Source organism: Bacteroides uniformis (assembly GCF_025147485.1).
Classification (GTDB): Bacteria; Bacteroidota; Bacteroidia; order Bacteroidales; family Bacteroidaceae; genus Bacteroides; species Bacteroides uniformis.
Window position 1 is genome coordinate 2210003 of sequence record NZ_CP102263.1, and the last position, 18503, is coordinate 2228505.

Consider the following 18503-nt stretch of genomic DNA (forward strand, 5'->3'; position numbering starts at 1 on the left):
TGTTTTAAAGTTCAATTCGTTCTTTTAGTGAAACGTTCTGCAAATGTAGTGAAACGTTTGGATACTTAAACAGTTCCATTGGGTATTTTTTTTGCAGTGGCTTCGGGTAGATTGTCGGTAATTGTTGCACGACGATGCCGTTTCCTTTTTTTGAGCATCCGATACGTTGTCGGTTCAGCGTCTGTTCCTTCATGTTGAAGATAATATTGGGGTCGAAGTGCTGCCCGTTGACGCGTGTCTCGAAGTGCAGATGCTCAGTAGAGGCGCGTCCGGTGCGTCCGGTCAGTGCGATGGGCTGTCCGGCTTTGACTGTGTCGCCACAATGTACAAGGTTTTTGAAGTTGTGGCTGTATATCGTTTCCAGTCCGAAGTCATGGCGTACGACGACGACATTGCCGTAGGCGCTATAAGGCTTGGACATCCGTACTACGCCGTTGAAGGCACTCCGTATGGTGTCTTTGGCGTAGGTCTTGATGTCTATGCCACTGTGGCGTCCCCGCCCCCGTCCGTAAGGGGAGATGACTTTTCCTCCAGGCAGGGGAAAGGAGTATTCCGTGTCCGGAATGTCCTCCAAAGGTAGCTCTATCAGTTCTCTTTGCGAAAACAGTCCCGGAGTGGCAACGCGGATATGGTTGGTTTCCATGGTGGAAAAGACCGTTTTCTTCCCTTGTGCCGTGGCACCAAGGGCTATGAGCAGGAGAGGGACAAGAATACGGATTCTCATTTATTCAAAATATTGTATAGTCCCACTGGTAGAGGAAGCATATTTCTCCAACAGTTCCAATATCATTTCGGCTGCTTCTTTCAGACCTTCCTGCCCGTTGTAGCCGTTGACAATGGCAAGGATATGGCGGGTTTCAAGTTTCATCTTGGTGCGTTCGTGGTCGCTGGTCGGGGTACCGATACCGCCTATACGGTCGCGGTAGACGGGCAGCCCTTCTATGTTCAGCATGCCGCGGCCTATACCCTCGAACAATTCCTCGGCACGTCCTATGCCCAGCTCAAGGTCGGTCCCTTGTATCTCGTCGGCATCAAATCCGCCGATAGAGTGGCCCGTACGTAGGGAGACAAGGTTGATAAGGTCTACCAACGTATCTATCTGATAGAGTTCCAATCCGCGCAGCAGTCGCCGTCTCAGTGCTTCGGCCGAGGGACGGTAGCGGCTGGGGTCCTTGCCGCAACGTTTATAGGCTTCGCGGGTGGCGGCAATGACGGGTTGGTACTTGATGCTGTCCGTGGTTTCACGGGCTCTTAGCTCTTGGGTGAAAGTTGCGATTTCTTGCCACAACCCTTCGCAATATGGGGTATTTGTCACTTCGGCAAATACGGCTGCACCGCGGAATTCGGGGCAATTCTGCTTGATTTCTTTAGAAAGTGTGATATGATACATTAATGCAATCCGTTTGAATGGGTTAACATGATTCCCGACAATATCCTTCCGGATTTGATACCCATCCGGCGTGCCGAGAAAAACTCTTCATATTGGGTAAAAGTACATATATTGGCTGTCTCCACTTGTGCGGAAGGTACTCCGAAGTCCAGTAGTTGCAGTCGGTTGGCAGCCCATAGGTCGATATGGTATTTGTGGGTGGCGGGTTTCCATTCGGAGATGTAATCCATCTGGAAACCGTTCTTGCGGAATGCTTCATAGACTTCGTCGCCTACCTCGAAGGCGGAAAGGGAGATGCCGGGGCCGATGCAGGCTATCACTTCTTTGCCCTCTGTGCCATAGCGGGCACGCATCTTGTCGAGTGTGTGGCCGAGGATGTAATTCACAGTGCCGCGCCATCCGGCATGAACAGCGGCTATCACGGCATTCTTCCGGTCGTAGAGCAGGATGGGAATGCAGTCTGCCGTAGAGATGCAGATGCAGCAGCCCGGTTCACGGGTTATCAGTGCATCAATGCCCTGCAACATGGAGTGGCGTTCTTCTGCTGTTGCATGCAGATAAGTTCCGTTAATGACAAGTGCCTTTGTCCCGTGGGTCTGAAACGGGATGACCAGTTCTTGGGGGCGTTGGGGCAGGGAAGAACATACTATTTCCTGGTTGCGGCGTACAGCTTCGGCTTCGTCTCCCGTGTAAGGTGTACAGTTGAGGGAGGCATAGTTACCTTGGCTGCATCCACCGTGGCGGGTGGTTACAAAACAAGAAATGCCGGGATATGAGGCAAGCAGCTCATATCCCAACATTTTCCTATCTTCTGTAAGAGGAATCATTTTTTATCTTCCTCCCAATCTTCTTCGTATTCAAAGTCCTCGAGGTCCTCTATGTCCTCGTCGTCATTGACGTATTCATAGCTGAGGTCCTCGTCCTCACCCTCTTCTTTCAATTCTTCCTGCAGGTGGCTGAGGTCTTTGGCGCGATGGGCAATGCTGTCCACTTTGCCTTCTATCTTATTACTTTCCTTGTTCAGCTCTTCCCAAAGGATGTCTTTCAGCGTAGAGATGCCCATGCCGGAGACAGCAGAGATGAATATATGCGGAATCCCTTCGGGCAGTGTCGGCTCTATCTCGTCCATCAGTTCCTGGTCGAGCATGTCGCATTTGGTGACGGCAAGCACTCTCTGTTTGTCCAGCATTTCGGGGTTGAAAGTGCGAAGCTCGTTCAACAGGATTTCGTATTCCTTACGGATGTCGTCACTGTCGGCAGGCACCATGAACAGCAACAATGAGTTGCGCTCGATGTGGCGCAGGAAACGCAATCCTAAGCCTTTGCCGGCACTGGCTCCTTCGATGATGCCGGGAATGTCCGCCATCACAAACGATTTGCTGTCGCGATAGGACACGATGCCCAGATTGGGTTCCAGCGTTGTAAACGGATAATTGGCGATTTTGGGCTTCGCCGCAGAAACGGATGCCAGTAAAGTGGATTTTCCTGCATTGGGGAAACCTACCAGACCGACGTCTGCCAGCAGCTTCAGTTCCATGATTACCGTCAACTCCTGCATCGGTTCGCCCGGTTGTGCAAAGCGGGGAGCCTGGCGTGTGGCGGTTTTGAAGTGCCAGTTACCCAGACCTCCGCGTCCGCCTTTCAGCAAGATGACTTCTTGTTCGTGCTCGGTGACGTCGCAGATATATTCACCCGTTTCGGCGTTGTACACCACCGTGCCGCAGGGCACTTCAATCACCTTGTCCGCTCCGTCTTTTCCGAAACTGCGGTTTTTGGAACCGGATTCTCCGTGACCTGCCAGGATGTGGCGATCGTACTTCAGATGGAGTAGCGTCCAGTAGTTGCGGTTACCCCGCAGGATGACATGGCCTCCTCGTCCTCCGTCACCTCCGTCGGGGCCTCCGTTGGGTATGTATTTCTCACGCCGCATATGCGTAGAACCTCGTCCGCCCTTTCCGGAGCGGCAATATATTTTTACGTAGTCAACAAAATTCGATTCAGCCATATTCTGTTTTATTGTTATTTCACTGCGTCAATAGCCTTGCAAACATCGGCAAAGATTTCTTCCAATACGCCGAAGCCCTGGATGTGTTGGTATTTGCCGTCCTGCTTGTACCAGTCAATCAGCGGAGCTGTCTGTGAGTGGTAAACCACCAGACGCTTCTTGATTGTCTCTTCATTGTCGTCTGCACGTCCTGATTCTTGTCCGCGCTTGATGAGGCGCTTCATCAGTTCTTCTTCGGGCACGTCGAGGTCGAGCATCACGCTGACTTCCTGTCCGCGTTCGGCGAGCATCTTCTTTAATGCTTCAGCCTGGGCGATTGTTCTGGGGAAGCCGTCGAAAATCACGCCTTTGCTATCCTTGAAGCTGTCGAATACGCTTGCCAGAATATCAATCATCAACTCATCGGGGATCAACTGGCCCTGGTCGATATAACCTTTAGCAGTCTTGCCCAGTTCTGTACCGTTTTTCATTTCAGCACGGAGCACGTCTCCGGTAGAGATGTGGTTGATGCCATACTTTTCTACAATCTTTTCACTTTGTGTTCCCTTACCTGAACCGGGAGCACCAAAAATTACAATGTTCAACATTTGCTTAGTTATTATTTAATGATTTACTATATTATGTCTGTATCAGTCTACTACAGTATAAATGTCGGGATAGTTGCGCCCGAAGCCGTCATAATCCAACCCGTAGCCCACGATGAAGTCGTTCGGAATATTCATGGCCACATATTCTATGTTTAAATCAACTTTCAGCTTATCAGGTTTCACCAGTAGGGAGGCAATATGAATCTCCCTGGGACCGCGAGTGCCGAGGGTGTCCAGTAAGCGTTGCATGGTGAGTCCCGTATCTACTATGTCCTCTACAATGACCACTGTACGGTCTGTGAGGTCTTCATTGATGCCTATTACTTCCTTAATTACCCCGGTAGAGGATACTCCTTGATAAGATGCCAATTTGACAAACGAAATTTCGCAGGGAATCGTGATTCGTTTCAGCAAATCGGCGGTAAACATGAACGAACCGTTCAGTACGCTGAGGAATAGAGGATTCTTTCCTGCCAGGTCGCGGTTGATTTCGTTCGCTACACGGGTTACTTCTTTCAGTATGTCCTGCTCCTTGATGGAGACTGTGAACATCTTGTCTTTTATTTGTATGGTATCCATAGATGGGATGTTTTTAGAAAGTTGCCGCAAAAATACGATTTTTATTCCACTCCATGCATCATCTTCTGTAATTTCTTTGAAAGCAGGAAGAGGATAAGCGATGCCGTGGCAGACATGACGACGAACACCATGAAGAAATCGTACATCGTCTCAATGCGATAGCCCAGTAGCGTCTTTACCTTTCCGGCTTCGGGGTAGAGCCCGCTCAGCGTGCCTGCAAACTTATTGGCAGTGGCGGTGGAGAGGTACCATATCCCCATCATCAGCGAGGCGAAGCGGATGGGCGTGAGCTTGTTCACCATGGAGAGTCCGATGGGCGAGAGGCAGATTTCGCCCATGGTATGGATGAAGTAGAGCCCCGTCAGCCAAATGAGACTCACCTTGATGCCCGGCTGAACATCTTTCACCCCAAAGCAGATGACGAGATAGCCCAGTGAAAGCAGTAGCAGGCCGATGGCTTGCTTGGTGGGCGAGGCGGGCTCCATGCCCCGCTTGCCCAGGGCGCCCCATACGCCCGGCATGATGGCGGCAAGTATCACCACAAAGAAGGGGTTGAAGGACTGAATCCAGGAGGCGGGCATTTCCCACCCCAGGATGACGCGGTCGGTCTGCTCGGAGGCGAAAAGCGTGAGCGAGGCGCCTGCCTGCTCGTAGGCCGCCCAGAAGAAAATGACGAAGAAGGCGATGATGTAGATGACGAAGATGCGGTCGCGCTCCGTCTTGGTGAGTGAGCCTTCCAGCAGGATGCTGACGGGAAACACGATGCAGGCGGTGAAGATGCCGATGCTTATCCAATCGTCCCCGAAGCACCAGTAGAAGAAACCGGCAAGCGCGATGGCGAGCAGGGCGAGCAGCAGGTAGTTGCGCATGGTCCGTCCGTTGGCATGGGCACTCTTCCGGGCGGTGTTGTCTGCCTGGGGCCGTTCCTTGCGGGCGTCGGGGATGATGCCGAGGGGCTTGCCGTCGGGGCCGATGAGGTACTTGTTCTTCTGGGTTTCGAAGAGGACGACCGTCAGCACGGTGACGATGGCGGCAATGAGGAAGCCCCATCGGAAGTCGTGAGGGTTGCCCGTCTCGCCAAAATAGCCGCAGACCAGCGGGGCGAGGAAGGAACCCACGTTGACACCCATATAGAAGATGGTGTAGGCGGAATCCAGCCGTTTGTCACCCGGCTCGTAGAGCTGCCCCACCAGGGAGGAGACGGTGGGCTTGAAGCAGCCGTTGCCCAATATAAGGAAAGTCAGTCCGCCGTACATCAGCCAATGCGAAAGCTCACGCGCCTCCAGCATCGAGGCACTGGCAAACATCAGGAACTGGCCGACTGCCATCATCATGGCCCCCCAGAAGACGGAACGGCGGATGCCCCAGTATTTGTCGGCGATGTAGCCGCCGATTAAGGGTGTCAGGTACACCAGTCCGGTGTAGCTGCCGTAGATGGAGGCGGCGTGCTCCTTGTCGAAAAGGAGTGCCTGGGTGAGGAACAGAATGAAGATGGCACGCATGCCGTAGTAGCTGAAACGCTCTGCCGTGCTGGTGGCGAAGATAAGGTAAAGACCTTTCGGGTGTCGGGATGTACTCATTGAATATGCTTTTATTGTTTTGGCTTTTATTATATGTTGAGGGTACAAAATTAGTCATTATTTTGCGTAAGTTAATGGGTATAATTAGAAACTTGCCGACAAGCCTGCGGGAACTTGCCGACAAGCTTGTGCAAACTTATCCGTAAGCCTACGCAAACTTAAAACAGAATTTCTGTTTCTGTAAATAAAGCTTTTGTTTATAGAAATAGAGCTTTTGTTTCTAAGAATAAAGGCTTTGTTCTAAGAATCCTTTGCATTGAAGACAACTTTTCCTTACGGAGCAGATATTTTTTCCCGGGGGGCAAAGCAACTTGATAAAAAACGTCTTCTCTTTGTACAGTTGAAATCAAAGCCCTATCTTTGCTCTACGATTTTAAGATAATCCTATTATGAAGATATTTCCTACTACAAGCATCAAGCAACTGGATGCAGATACCATAGAGAATGAACCGATTGCCTCCATCGACTTGATGGAACGTGCCTCACGCGCATTGGCCCGTGCCATTGCCGAGCGTTGGGAGCCGGACACGCCGCTCACCGTTTTTGCCGGACCGGGGAACAACGGTGGCGATGCGCTTGCCCTGGCGCGACTGCTGGCCGGGAAGGGCTACCGGCTCGAGGTGTATCTCTTCAATACGAAAGGGACGCTTTCGCCGGACTGCGAGACGAACAAGGAGCGGCTGGCCGACGTGCCGGGTGTGGACTTCCACGAAGTGACCACCCAGTTTGTACCTCCCGTGCTGACGGCAGACCATGTGGTGATAGACGGTCTCTTCGGCAGCGGTTTGAACAAGGCTCTGAGCGGCGGTTTTGCAGCCGTAGTGAAGTACATCAACGCTTCGCCCGCCACGGTGGTGTCCATCGATATCCCATCGGGACTGATGGGTGAGGACAATACCTACAACGTACATACGAATATCGTCCGTGCCCATCTGACGCTGAGCCTGCAATTGCCGAAACTGGCATTTCTCTTTGCCGAGAACGAGCCGTATGTGGGCGAATGGCAGTTACTGGACATCGGACTCAGCGAGGATGTCATCCATGACATGGAAACGGACTTCTGCCTGCTGGAGCATGAAGATGTGTCTGCCCTGCTGAAGCCGCGCAGCCGGTTTGCCCATAAGGGGAACTTCGGCCGTGCACTGCTGATAGCCGGTTCGCAGGGAATGGCGGGAGCTTCGGTGCTGGCTGCGCGTGCTTGTCTGCGTTCGGGGGTGGGGCTGCTGACGGTGCATGTGCCGTTCTGCAACAACTTCATTGTGCAGACTTCCGTGCCCGAAGCCATGACGGAGCTGGACATCAGCGACACCTGCTTTGCCGCCGCTACTGATACGGACGATTACCAGGCCGTGGCGATAGGTCCGGGACTGGGAAAGGCGGCAGAGACCGAGGCGGCTCTGCTGGAGCAGATAGAGATATGCCAGACTCCGATGGTGGTGGATGCTGATGCCCTGAACTTGCTGGGCGAGAAGCGTAACTATATAGGGCGTCTGCCCAAAGGGAGTATTCTGACTCCGCACCCCAAGGAACTGGAGCGTCTTGTAGGCAAATGCCAGAATTCGTACGAACGCCTGATGAAGGCTCGCGAGCTGGCGAAGAGCGCCGGAGTGCATATCATCTTGAAAGGCGCTTATTCTGCCATTGTCACTCCTGCCGGGAAATGTTTTTTCAACCCTACCGGCAATCCGGGTATGGCAACGGGAGGCAGCGGTGATGTGCTGACGGGAGTGGTGCTTGCCTTGCTTGCCCAAGGCTATGAGCCGGAGAAGGCTGCCTGCCTGGCCACGTATGTGCACGGACTGGCGGGAGATGTTGCCTGCAAGAAGCAGGGGGCAGTGGGGATGACGGTGGGGGATATAGTTGCCTGCCTGCCGCTAGCGTGGAAGATGCTGGAAGAATAAGGAGAGAAGTGTAATTTGGATGGCTTGTCATGTCAACAGAAATAAGATATTTTGAAAACAGAAAAGATTGGCGGAAGTGGCTGGCTGACAATTTTGATACTGCCGATGGAGTCTGGTTTGTGTTTCCTACTAAATCTTCAAGCGAGAAAAGTATTGTATATAATGACGCTGTTGAAGAGGCCCTTTGTTTCGGGTGGATTGACAGCACGATAAAGTCACTTGACAAAGAACATAAAATTCAGCGTTTCACGCCCAGGAATCCTAAAAGTACCTATTCGCAAGCCAACAAAGAAAGGTTGAAATGGTTGCTGGAGCATAAAATGATACATCTTGAATTTGAGGATAAAATACGAACTGTCTTGTCGGTTCCTTTTGTTTTTCCAAATGATATAATCGACAGATTGAAAGAGGATGAAAGAATATGGAAGAATTATCAGAGTTTCTCTGACCCCTATAAACGTATCCGAATCGCATACATTGAAGCGGCGAGGAAACGACCGGAAGAATTTGAAAGGCGATTAAATAACTTTATCTGTAAAACGAAAGAGAACAAAATAATAATAGGGTTTGGCGGGATTGAAAAATACTATTAACGCTAATTCTTTTCCGCTTATTTCTCTCTTGTCGTAATGTGGAAGCATCCTTGCTTCAACTCGTACTTGATGTAGCATTTATCGGCTTTCCGCAGGTCACGGAGCACTTCCGAAAGAACCAGTTTTAAGGTATCTGCGCTGACATCCTGCAAAGGACGTCCATCCTCGTCTTCTATTTTCTGAAAGCGCTTCCAACTGACATCGAATGTCGTTCCGTAAAAATGTGCCGAGTTTGGAGAAGCATTGCCGTTACGGCGGCGCAGGCGTTTTACGTCGTCTTGGGTGCGGAGTACGGAAGTCACAATTATCTTGTTTGGATTCAGCCCCTTGGCGGTCAGTGAATCAAGGAAGTTGTGTCCGATGGTGTCCAGCAGGCTGGCGGCGCCCGGAATGAGATAAGGGATGGAATGCGTCAGTGAATCCACGGCATAGAGCTCGTTTGTCGTGATAGGTTGCAGTTGCTCTCTCATCTTTTCTGCTTCCTCGCGGGATGAAAGTACACGTATGCCGATGGCTTGGGCTACATTGAGATGTTTCTCATTCAAGTCTCCGAACGAGCGCTTGTAGCTGACAACACCCCGAATGTTGCGCGGTTCGTTCAACTTGAGCGACATGTCCTTCTTCTTACAGCCGGCAAAGGTGAATGTTGCGGCAGCTGCGACAATTATCAGTATAGGTAGGATTCTGGAAGAATATCTCATCTTATAAATGTACTATGTCTGTGAAAAATCTGCGTTAATCTGTGTAATCTGTGGTGAAAACCTTGCAAAGATAATTCAAACCTTCTTAAGTTTGCACTATCTTTGCACACAAAAAAGACCGTGCAACGATATTTTATATACCTGGCTTATGATGGCACCGCTTATCACGGCTGGCAAATCCAGCCGAATGGAGCGAGTGTGCAGGAGTGTTTGATGAAGGCGCTGAGTACCTTGCTGCGTCGCGAGGTGGAAGTCGTGGGAGCGGGGCGTACCGATGCCGGGGTGCATGCCTCACTGATGGTAGCTCACTTTGACAGTGATTCTCCTCTGGACACTGTTTTTATGACGGATAAGCTGAATCGTCTGCTTCCTCCCGATATTTCCGTATACCGCTTGCGGGCCGTGAAGCCCGATGCACATGCCCGCTTTGATGCTACGGCGCGGATGTATAAGTATTACGTCACTACTGCCAAGATGCCTTTCAATCGTCAATACCGTTGCCGTCTGTTCCAAACACCGGACTTTGAACGGATGAATGAGGCTGCCCAAACCTTGTTTGACTATACGGACTTTACCAGCTTCAGCAAACTTCATACGGATGTCAAAACCAATAATTGCAAGATTATGCATGCCGCCTGGACCCGGGTAGACGATGTGACCTGGGTGTTCACCATCCAGGCCGACCGGTTCCTGCGGAACATGGTACGCGCCATTGTCGGTACTTTGCTCGAAGTGGGTCGCGGAAAACTTTCTGTTGAGAGTTTCCGACGCGTCATCGAACAGAAGGACCGTTGTCAGGCAGGAACCTCCGTTCCCGGAAATGCATTGTTTCTAGTGGATGTAGCCTATCCGGAAACTACTTTTTTAGAATAAAAGAGGGATGCACTACAAAAACGTACCCCCCTCCTTTTAATTTTTAATTCTTAATTTTTAATTAACTCTATGTGGTTATTGCTTGCTTTCCTCTCTGCTGCCTTATTGGGATTTTACGATGTCTTCAAGAAGAAGTCGCTTCGTGACAATGCCGTACTGCCGGTACTTTTCCTGAACACGCTGTTCTCGAGCCTGATATTTCTTCCTTTCATTCTGGTATCTGCCTTTGCGCCGTCGGTGTTGGGAGGTACGATGTTTGATGTTCCCGTGGTGGGGTGGGAGGTGCATAAGTTTATTGTTGTCAAGTCGTTTATCGTGCTCTCTTCCTGGATATTCGGTTATTTCGGGATGAAGCATCTGCCGCTGACCATCGTGGGACCGATTAATGCGACGCGCCCCGTGATGGTGCTTGTAGGTGCCATGCTTGTGTTTGGCGAACGCTTGAACCTTTATCAATGGATTGGCGTGATGCTTGCCATAGTATCCTTTTTCATGCTGAGCCGTTCGGGCAAGAAGGAGGGAATCGACTTCAAGCATAACAAATGGATTCTTTTCATCGTGCTGGCTGCCGTTGCTGGAGCTGTCAGTGGGCTGTATGACAAATATCTGATGAAGCAGCTCAATCCGATGCTGGTGCAGTCGTGGTATAATGTCTACCAAGTCTTTATCATGTGCCCCATTATCTTGCTGTTGTGGTACCCCAAGCGAAAAGAAAGTACCCCGTTTCGTTGGGACTGGACCATTATCTGTATCTCCATTTTCCTTTGTGCGGCAGACTTTGTCTATTTTTATGCCCTGAGCTATGAGGACTCCATGATTTCCATCGTTTCGATGGTGCGTCGTGGAAGCGTTGTTGTTTCCTTCCTTTTCGGTGCGCTTTTCTTCCGTGAAAAGAATTTAAAAAGCAAGGCTGTCGACCTCATTTTGGTGTTGATTGGAATGTTCTTCCTATATTTGGGGAGTAAATAAACAAGAGATATATGGCAGAAGACCTATATATAAATGCTGGTAGCAAGACAGAGAAATATCGCGCTTTGCTTCCTCAACTGAAAAATCTGCTGGCAGGTGAAGATGACTTGATAGCCAATCTGGCGAATGTTTCGGCGGCGCTGAAAGAGACTTTCCATTTCTTTTGGGTAGGCTTCTATTTGGTGAAGGGTGAAGAATTGGTGTTAGGACCTTTCCAGGGACCGATAGCTTGTACGCGCATCAGGAAAGGCCGTGGTGTTTGCGGCACGGCATGGGATAGAGCCGAGACGTTGGTTGTGCCCGATGTGGATGCATTTCCCGGACATATAGCCTGCAGCTCGCTGTCGCGTTCGGAGATCGTGGTTCCGCTGAAGCGTGAGGACGGTGAAGTGTGGGGAGTATTGGATATTGACAGTGACGATTTGGGCGGTTTTGATGAAACAGATGCCCGTTTCCTTGAAGAAATGATTAAAATGTTATGATAAGAAAACTGAGTGCTTTTTTGATTTTGGCTTTCATCGGATGGGGGTATTTGCAGGCCCAGGAAGCCAAGACGTGTTTTAAGAATATGCCGGATTCTATATGTCCGTTGCTTAGCGCCGTGAACCGTGCGGATTTTATAGACTTTCTGGAAAGTAAGATGAAAGCTGAGGTGACCAACAGCTTTGGTGGTAAATCGGAAATGACGGAACTTTCTCCAGACTATATACATGTGAAGATGACGCCCCAGAGTTCATGGCAGATGAAGCTCTTGTCTATTAACGACAGTACGAAGGTGATTTGTGTGGTTGCTACGGTTTGTGCTCCGGCTTGCGACAGCCATGTCAAGTTCTATACGACAGACTGGAAGGAGCTGGTTGCTTCGTCCTACCTGCCGGCATTGCCCGTTCTGGATGATTTTATCGCTGAGGCCGCGGATACGGTGGATGTCTATGAGTATCAGGATGCCCGTCGCCAGGCCGACATGCTGCTGATGAAAGCGGACCTTTCTGCGAAGGATGCCACGTTGGCATTCACTTTTACCACGACCGATTACATGGGTAAAGAAGCGGCGGAGAAACTGAAACCGTTTGTCCGCCGTCCTATTGTTTATACTTGGAATCAAGGGAAGTTCGAGAAATCCTCTACTTCACTTTGATTCTGTCGAATCCCTCTCCATAGACTCCGATGACTGCACTTTGTGATACAAAGGCATTGGGGTCTATGTCTTTTATGAGCCGGAAAATGATGGTGGACTCCCGCTTCTTGGCCAGCACGAACAGCATTTTTATCTCTTTTCCCGTATAGAAGCCCGAGGCGTTGATGACCGTTGCACCTCTGTGAGGATATACCTGGATGTGCTTGGCTATCTCCTCATATTTATCGCTGATAATAAAGAATTGTACGGACTGGCGGGCACTGTTCACCACTTGGTCGAGCACGAAGCTGCATATGTATAGAGTAACGTAGCCATACACCACCTTTTCCCAATCTTTTAGAACAAAGTAACTGGACGAGATGATGATAAGGTCACATATCAACATGACTCTGCCCAGCGTGATGTCGCGGTACTTGTTGATTACGGCGGCAATGATGTCCGTGCCGCCAGTACTGCCGTTGTTGGAAAAGGCGATGCCGATGCCGCTACCGCAGAAGGAGGCACCGATGACACAAGCCATGAAAGGCTGGTCGTGCAGGAGGACAACACCCTCGGTCAGTTTCTGGATAATGGAAAGGAAAAAGGTCAGGGTGAATACGGCAAAGATTGTCTTTACGCTGAACTTCCATCCCAACACACGTAGGGCAAGCAATAGAAGCAGAAAATTGATGGCGAAGTACGTATATTGGACGGGAAATCCAGTGGCAAAATATACGATGGATGCAATGCCCGGTACGCCACCGGTAGTAATATCGTTGGGAAGCAGGAAGACTGTCCAGCCGATACCATATAAGACCATACCCAGGGCAATCATCAGATAATCCCGCAGTTCGCGCATGGTGTTCTGTCGGGAGGGAACATTTACTATTGTTTTCATTATAATTTTATGTGGTTGTGAAAATGCGGGGACAAAGATACAAAAGATATCATTTGTTTGTTTGAGTATAAGATTGATATTTATATTTTGATGTTACTATGAGTTTTAACATACAATAGCTTGCTTTGATAAAATAATTATCTATATTCGCTTTTATAATTAACGGTGATTATTGACTTAGATGACTATGAAACCACTTTACCAAGATCTGCCATTCCCAATAGACAGTCATATACATTATTATATAGAAGACTTGCCGCACTTCATTGTACCTTGGCATTATCATCCGGCCATAGAGATAATGTATATAACTAGAGGTATAGGAACCCGTTTTGTTGGGGATTGCATAGAACAGTATGAGGAGGGGGATGTATGTATGATTGGCCCTAATCTCCCTCATGAATGGCGTAATGATGATGCTTATTTTGATAAGGAGTCTGGTTTGCGTGCTACGTGTATCTGTCTGTTCTTTAAACGTGAGATATTTGATCCGAATTTTATCAGATTACCAGAAATGAATAATATTCGTGATTTGATAGAGAGATCACGGCGTGGACTGAAGTTTACCGGAAAATCGAAATTAGAGATAACCCGGTTTATAAGGAGTTCGGTGAATGATGTAGGGGTTCGGAAGGTAACGAATCTTTTAACACTTCTTGAGCTGATGGCCACATCGACTGAGTATGAGTTACTGGCCTCAGTGGGATTTACGAATTCTGTAAATTCAGAAGATTTTGAGAGATTTAATAAGGTATACAAGTTTCTCGTCAAGAACTTTGCGACTTCCATTAGGTTGGAAGAAGTTTCGACTTTGGTTGGATTGACCCCGACAGCTTTTTGCCGTTATTTCAAGGAGAGGACCAAGAAAACCTTTGTAGAATATCTGAACGAAATGCGTATCGGTTATTCGAAAAAACTATTACTGGAAAACAAAATGAAGATTTCTACTATCAGTGGGGAAGTCGGATTCCCTAACTTATCTAATTTTATATCCCAATTTAAAAAAGTGACAGGAATGTCCCCGTCGCAGTTCCAAAAGCAGTTTGGAGTAAAGGCTAAACAAGCCATTTGATTCTACTATTTTATCATTGAATATTTGGTGGTTAGAGCCTTGGTTTTCTACTTTTTTTGCAAGGTTTTATCCATTTGCTGCGAATAATGGTAAAATACCATAATTATCGGAAAATATAGAGGAAAGAGCGAGTTCCATATCAGCGTACTTTTGCAATATAAGATTTTAAAAGTATGATGCTGATGAATGATAAGAGAACAAATGAGTCGCCTTTGCTCTTTATAAAGGATTCTTTGATCGGTGAAAATGTGAAGAGGAGTTTGAAGACTTTGGCTGATTTACGAGGTGTTTTTCATAATTGTGAGGCTTATGAACAGATGTCTCCTGATACTTTATTGTATGAGGTGACTTGTCATCTGCCGGTTGAAGAAGGAACGCCAGGGGGACTCTATTTCGGAATCACGAGAATTTATCCAGGTAAGGTTGGTGATGAGTATTTCATGACCAAAGGACATTTTCATGCCAATATGAATCGTGGGGAGTACTATTGGGGAGTGGAAGGTGAAGGCAGATTGATTATGATGGATCAGAACCGAAGGGTTTGGAGTGAGCGGATGTTTCCGGGTAGTCTTCATTATATACCTGGAGGGGTGGCCCATCGTGTGGCAAATATAGGATATTCTGTTCTGTCATTCGCTGCTTGTTGGCCTTCGGACGCAGGACATGATTATCAGGTGATTTTGGAGAACGGGTTTTCTGCATCTTTACAGTGTGTGAATGGCAATCCCCAATTGATAGAAATATGAATATGAAGTATATCATAGCTGTAGATTTGGGAGGAACCATTACAAAAGTCGGTCTCTTACGCAATGGAGAACTGGTAGACTATGTAAAAATGCCTTCTCGTCAAGATTTGGATATGACAGCAAGTTTGCCGGAGATTGAAAATGCAATTGATTTCCTGCTAAATTCAAATGGTGTGAAGCGCCTCTTTGGAGTGGGTATAGCTTTTCCAGGGCTAGTAAATAATAAAAAAAGCATTATTATATCTACGAATGAAAAATATGATGATGGAGTGGAGCTTGATTTGGATAGATGGGCGGATGAACATTGGGGAGCCCCCTTTTACATTGATAATGACGCACGGCTTGCAGCAATTGGAGAATGGCAATATGGGAGCGGCAGAGGATATGATAGCGTTGTTATGATGACTATTGGTACGGGCATAGGATCGGGAGTCATTATGAATGGTGAGGTAATGTATGGAAAGCACTTTCAAGCAGGTTCGTTGGGTGGCCATTTTGTAGTAGACTACAAAGGAAGGTTATGCTCTTGTGGAAACAAGGGGTGTGTGGAGGCTTTGTCCTCTTCATTCTTCCTTCATAAAATTATAAAGGATCATGCTTGCCTGTCTCCTTCGTTTAAAATGTCATCTCAGAATTATGATTTTAAAGAAATCTTCCAATTGGCGGAACAAGGAAATAGAGACGCGTTATTGGTACGAAATGAATGCATTGAAATATGGGGAGCTGCTGTTATAAATTTTATTCATGCTTATGATCCTGAAGTGGTGATACTTGGAGGGGGAATCATGAATAGCCATAAAGTGATAGTGCCTTATATCGAGGAACGGGTGTCAAAGTTTGCCTGGACTCCGAGTGCAAAAGTATCTGTGGTAGTTTCTAGCTTGGGAGATTATGCAGCTTTGTATGGTTTGGAATATTGTTTAAGAAAAAAGATAAAAGATGAAGTATTCTGCTAATTACGATAAATATCCTTTTGTGCAGGTGTCCTATAATTCGGATGACTGTATTTCCGGTTGGTTTGCCATTACCGATAGTATCAGTGAACGTTTGAAGGTACTGGAGAAGCCGTTGAAAGTGGTTGTGATTGAGTGCTATCAAGGAGTGTTTGAGAATGATATACGTAATGCTTTTGCCGGTAGGTTCAATAATGCTTTATTTGTTCATACAGATAGTGCGATGTTGCCGGAAGAGAAAATCAATGATTTTTTCTATCCTGATATTACCGATGATGAATTATTCGGCTATCTGACCCGGTATACAATGGAATGTTTTTTTGATTTCGATAAAGTTACTGGTATCCGGCAACAGATAGAAGATTTGCAGTCTGGTATTGTAATAGTCTATGGGGTTGGTGCGGCCTATCTTTGTGAACATCCTGATTTGTTGATTTATGCCGATATGGCAAGATGGGAGATACAGTCCAGATTCCGTAAAAATGAAATATCAAATATAGGTGTCAACAATAAAGAAGAACGAACCTCCTTGCAGTATAAAAGAGCTTTTTTCGTAGATTGGAGAATATGCGATAGGCACAAAAAGATGCTGATGGCAAAGGTGGATTATGTTTTGGATACGAACCGGCGCAATCATCCTAAGATGATTACAGGCAAAGCGATGTTTGAGGGATTGGAGAAAGCGGTAAATGGTCCGTTTCGTGTAGTTCCCTTTTTTGATCCGGGGCCTTGGGGAGGACAGTGGATGAAAGATGTTTGCGATTTAGAACGGACGATGCCTAATTATGCTTGGTGTTTTGACTGTGTACCTGAAGAAAACAGTCTGTTGTTGGCCTTTGGGGATGAGAAAGTGGAAATACCGTCAATTGATTTGATTTTTGCTTATCCCCGACAGTTATTGGGTGATGCTGTGTATGGCAGGTTTGGTGATGAGTTTCCAATACGGTTTGACTTTCTTGATACGATAGAAGGCGGCAATCTAAGCTTACAAGTTCATCCTTTGACTGAATATATACAACAGAAATTTGGGATGCATTATACGCAGGATGAGAGCTACTATATTTTGGATGCTAAGGAGGGGGCAACTGTATATTTGGGTTTGAAGGATAATATTAAACCGGAGGAGATGCTTGATGAATTGGAAAAATCGCAAAGGACTGGTGAATTTGAAGTGGAGAAGTATGTAGGTATTTATCCGGCAAAGAAGCATGATCATTTTTTAATTCCGGCTGGTACGGTACATTGTTCGGGAAGGAATAGCATGGTACTTGAGATTAGTGCAACCCCATACATCTTTACATTTAAGTTGTGGGATTGGGGACGGATGGGACTGGATGGCAGACCGCGTCCGATTAATATAGCTCATGGGGCTAATGTGATACAATGGAATAGAACGGAGTCTTGGGTGAAAGAAGAACTGATAAACAAGGTCTCTGTTATTGGTGAAGGAGATTCTTGGCGTGAAGAAAAGACGGGACTTCATGAATGGGAATTTATAGAAACAAGAAGACATTGGTTCACGGACAAAGTTTTGCATAAGAATGAGTCGGGTGTTAATGTTCTGAATCTGATTGAGGGACGTTCGGTGATAGTGGAAAGTCCTATAGGACAATTTTCTCCGTTTGTTGTCCATTATGCGGAAACTTTTATTATTCCTGCTGCCATAAAGGAATATACAATAAAACCTTATGGGGAGTCTGAAGGAATGGAATGTGGAACAATTAAAGCTTTTGTAAGACATCATGCATAAAGATAATTTTGATAAGGGGATTGATATAGGGATAACAGAAAATCCGTTAGGTTTTATTTATGGTAAGGACGTTTTTGGCCCGACAGTAGAAAACCGGTGGTTGGATGATATCCGGTCTAGTTTGTTGGATCCGAAATGTGAAGGACCGGATATTGTCTATTCTATAGCTATGGATGTGGGTAAGACTGTTCATAAAGCGCTTTTGCAAAAACAGCATTTGCTTTTTGGAGTAGTGGCTTATGCCAAAGGAAGTTTGGGAATGGAACCCATTCGCAGTCAGGGACATATTCATAAGGTCTCACCTTTTAGTCAATGGTCCACTCCAGAGGTTTATGAGATATGGAATGGAGAGGCGGTCATTTACATGCAAGAGTCGGCTACAGATGAACCGGGGAGGTGTTATGCTGTTTATGCACAGCCTGGCGATGTGGTGGTGGTCCCTCCATATTGGGTACATGCTACCATTAGTACGAATGCAGATGAATCTCTTGTGTTTGGTGCATGGTGTGACCGTGAATATGGTTTTGAATATGCTGAGATTCGTCGTCATAAAGGTATTGCATGGTATCCTGTTTTTGAGGGTGATGGATTGAAGTGGATCAGAAATACAAACTATCATTTTTCGGAACTGGTAAGAAAGGCTCCAAGAGAGTATCATGATTTAGGTATTGGGAAAGGTAAATCCATTTATAAAATTTTTGAAGATGCTCCGGATACTTTCTTATATGTTCCGAATCCGTCAGTGAAAAAGGAAGTTTGGATAAGTTTTGAACCCTAAAATATAAGTTT

General features: G+C 47.2%; 20 protein-coding genes. 11 read left to right on the forward strand and 9 right to left on the reverse strand.

Translation table 11 applies throughout. From position 1 onward, the window contains the following. Positions 1 to 4: 4 nt before the first annotated feature. The 7 genes from NQ510_RS08450 to NQ510_RS08480 are packed head-to-tail and all read right to left on the reverse strand — an operon-like array spanning position 5 to position 6141. Positions 5 to 724, reverse strand: a complete 720-nt coding sequence (locus NQ510_RS08450) for a M23 family metallopeptidase (RefSeq protein WP_005823679.1) — start codon at positions 722 to 724, stop codon at positions 5 to 7. Continuing rightward, positions 725 to 1390 (reverse strand): B3/B4 domain-containing protein, encoded by a 666-nt coding sequence (locus tag NQ510_RS08455; RefSeq protein ID WP_005823677.1) that lies wholly within the window; start codon positions 1388 to 1390, stop codon positions 725 to 727. It abuts the gene before it with no gap. Further along, positions 1390 to 2217, reverse strand: a complete 828-nt coding sequence (gene pgeF / locus NQ510_RS08460; RefSeq protein WP_005823675.1) for a peptidoglycan editing factor PgeF — start codon at positions 2215 to 2217, stop codon at positions 1390 to 1392. Before pgeF ends, NQ510_RS08455 begins: the two co-directional genes overlap by 1 nt. Then, a complete protein-coding gene (gene obgE, locus NQ510_RS08465) occupies positions 2214 to 3395 on the reverse strand; it encodes a GTPase ObgE (protein ID WP_005823673.1) in 1182 nt (393 codons plus the stop codon). Before obgE ends, pgeF begins: the two co-directional genes overlap by 4 nt. 14 nt (positions 3396 to 3409) lie before the next feature. Next, a complete protein-coding gene (locus NQ510_RS08470; protein ID WP_005823672.1) occupies positions 3410 to 3982 on the reverse strand; it encodes an adenylate kinase in 573 nt (190 codons plus the stop codon). 42 nt (positions 3983 to 4024) lie between these two features. Then, positions 4025 to 4561 (reverse strand): hypoxanthine phosphoribosyltransferase, encoded by a 537-nt coding sequence (hpt, locus tag NQ510_RS08475; RefSeq protein WP_005823670.1) that lies wholly within the window; start codon positions 4559 to 4561, stop codon positions 4025 to 4027. 41 nt (positions 4562 to 4602) lie between these two features. Beyond that, the gene (locus tag NQ510_RS08480) at positions 4603 to 6141 is read right to left on the reverse strand and encodes a peptide MFS transporter (RefSeq protein ID WP_005823668.1); all 1539 of its coding nucleotides are present in this window, start codon (positions 6139 to 6141) and stop codon (positions 4603 to 4605) included. A gap of 389 nt (positions 6142 to 6530) precedes the next feature. Between NQ510_RS08480 and NQ510_RS08485 the strand changes: the two genes are divergently transcribed. Next, a complete protein-coding gene (locus NQ510_RS08485; RefSeq protein ID WP_005823666.1) occupies positions 6531 to 8042 on the forward strand; it encodes an NAD(P)H-hydrate dehydratase in 1512 nt (503 codons plus the stop codon). Between the two features lie 29 nt (positions 8043 to 8071). Next, on the forward strand, positions 8072 to 8635 hold the full coding sequence (locus NQ510_RS08490; protein WP_005823665.1) for a YdeI/OmpD-associated family protein: 564 nt from the start codon (positions 8072 to 8074) through the stop codon (positions 8633 to 8635). Positions 8636 to 8652: 17 nt separating this feature from the next. Here the strand turns inward: NQ510_RS08490 and NQ510_RS08495 are convergent, their stop codons facing one another. After that, a complete protein-coding gene (locus NQ510_RS08495; protein WP_005823664.1) occupies positions 8653 to 9336 on the reverse strand; it encodes a DUF5715 family protein in 684 nt (227 codons plus the stop codon). 120 nt (positions 9337 to 9456) lie between these two features. Here NQ510_RS08495 and truA point away from each other — a divergent pair, with 120 nt between their 5' ends. The 4 genes from truA to NQ510_RS08515 all read left to right on the forward strand — a co-directional run bounded on the left by truA (position 9457) and on the right by NQ510_RS08515 (position 12316). Continuing rightward, positions 9457 to 10209 (forward strand): tRNA pseudouridine(38-40) synthase TruA, encoded by a 753-nt coding sequence (gene truA, locus NQ510_RS08500; protein WP_005823662.1) that lies wholly within the window; start codon positions 9457 to 9459, stop codon positions 10207 to 10209. 69 nt (positions 10210 to 10278) lie between these two features. Further along, entirely contained in the window at positions 10279 to 11178 is a 900-nt protein-coding gene (locus tag NQ510_RS08505; RefSeq protein ID WP_005823661.1) for a DMT family transporter, read from the forward strand. Positions 11179 to 11189: 11 nt separating this feature from the next. Continuing rightward, positions 11190 to 11660 carry a GAF domain-containing protein gene (locus NQ510_RS08510; protein ID WP_005823659.1) on the forward strand — a complete coding sequence of 157 codons (471 nt, stop codon included), beginning with the start codon at positions 11190 to 11192 and terminating at the stop codon, positions 11658 to 11660. Further along, positions 11657 to 12316 (forward strand): DUF3256 family protein, encoded by a 660-nt coding sequence (locus tag NQ510_RS08515; RefSeq protein ID WP_005823657.1) that lies wholly within the window; start codon positions 11657 to 11659, stop codon positions 12314 to 12316. The genes NQ510_RS08510 and NQ510_RS08515 overlap by 4 nt, the downstream gene beginning before the upstream one ends. Here the strand turns inward: NQ510_RS08515 and NQ510_RS08520 are convergent. After that, on the reverse strand, positions 12303 to 13193 hold the full coding sequence (locus NQ510_RS08520) for a YitT family protein (protein WP_005823655.1): 891 nt from the start codon (positions 13191 to 13193) through the stop codon (positions 12303 to 12305). The genes NQ510_RS08515 and NQ510_RS08520 overlap by 14 nt on opposite strands. Before the next feature lie 187 nt (positions 13194 to 13380). Here NQ510_RS08520 and NQ510_RS08525 point away from each other — a divergent pair, with 187 nt between their 5' ends. The 5 genes from NQ510_RS08525 to NQ510_RS08545 all read left to right on the forward strand — a co-directional run bounded on the left by NQ510_RS08525 (position 13381) and on the right by NQ510_RS08545 (position 18492). Further along, a complete protein-coding gene (locus tag NQ510_RS08525; protein WP_009037084.1) occupies positions 13381 to 14265 on the forward strand; it encodes an AraC family transcriptional regulator in 885 nt (294 codons plus the stop codon). Positions 14266 to 14447: 182 nt separating this feature from the next. Then, positions 14448 to 15011, forward strand: coding sequence for a glucose-6-phosphate isomerase family protein (locus NQ510_RS08530; RefSeq protein WP_009037083.1), 564 nt, complete (start codon positions 14448 to 14450; stop codon positions 15009 to 15011). Beyond that, entirely contained in the window at positions 15008 to 15967 is a 960-nt protein-coding gene (locus tag NQ510_RS08535) for an ROK family protein (RefSeq protein WP_005823650.1), read from the forward strand. The genes NQ510_RS08530 and NQ510_RS08535 overlap by 4 nt, the downstream gene beginning before the upstream one ends. Beyond that, positions 15951 to 17714, forward strand: coding sequence for a class I mannose-6-phosphate isomerase (locus NQ510_RS08540; RefSeq protein ID WP_005823649.1), 1764 nt, complete (start codon positions 15951 to 15953; stop codon positions 17712 to 17714). The genes NQ510_RS08535 and NQ510_RS08540 overlap by 17 nt, the downstream gene beginning before the upstream one ends. Next, the gene (locus NQ510_RS08545) at positions 17707 to 18492 is read left to right on the forward strand and encodes a glucose-6-phosphate isomerase family protein (RefSeq protein WP_005823648.1); all 786 of its coding nucleotides are present in this window, start codon (positions 17707 to 17709) and stop codon (positions 18490 to 18492) included. The genes NQ510_RS08540 and NQ510_RS08545 overlap by 8 nt, the downstream gene beginning before the upstream one ends. The last annotated feature ends 11 nt before the right edge of the window (positions 18493 to 18503 follow it).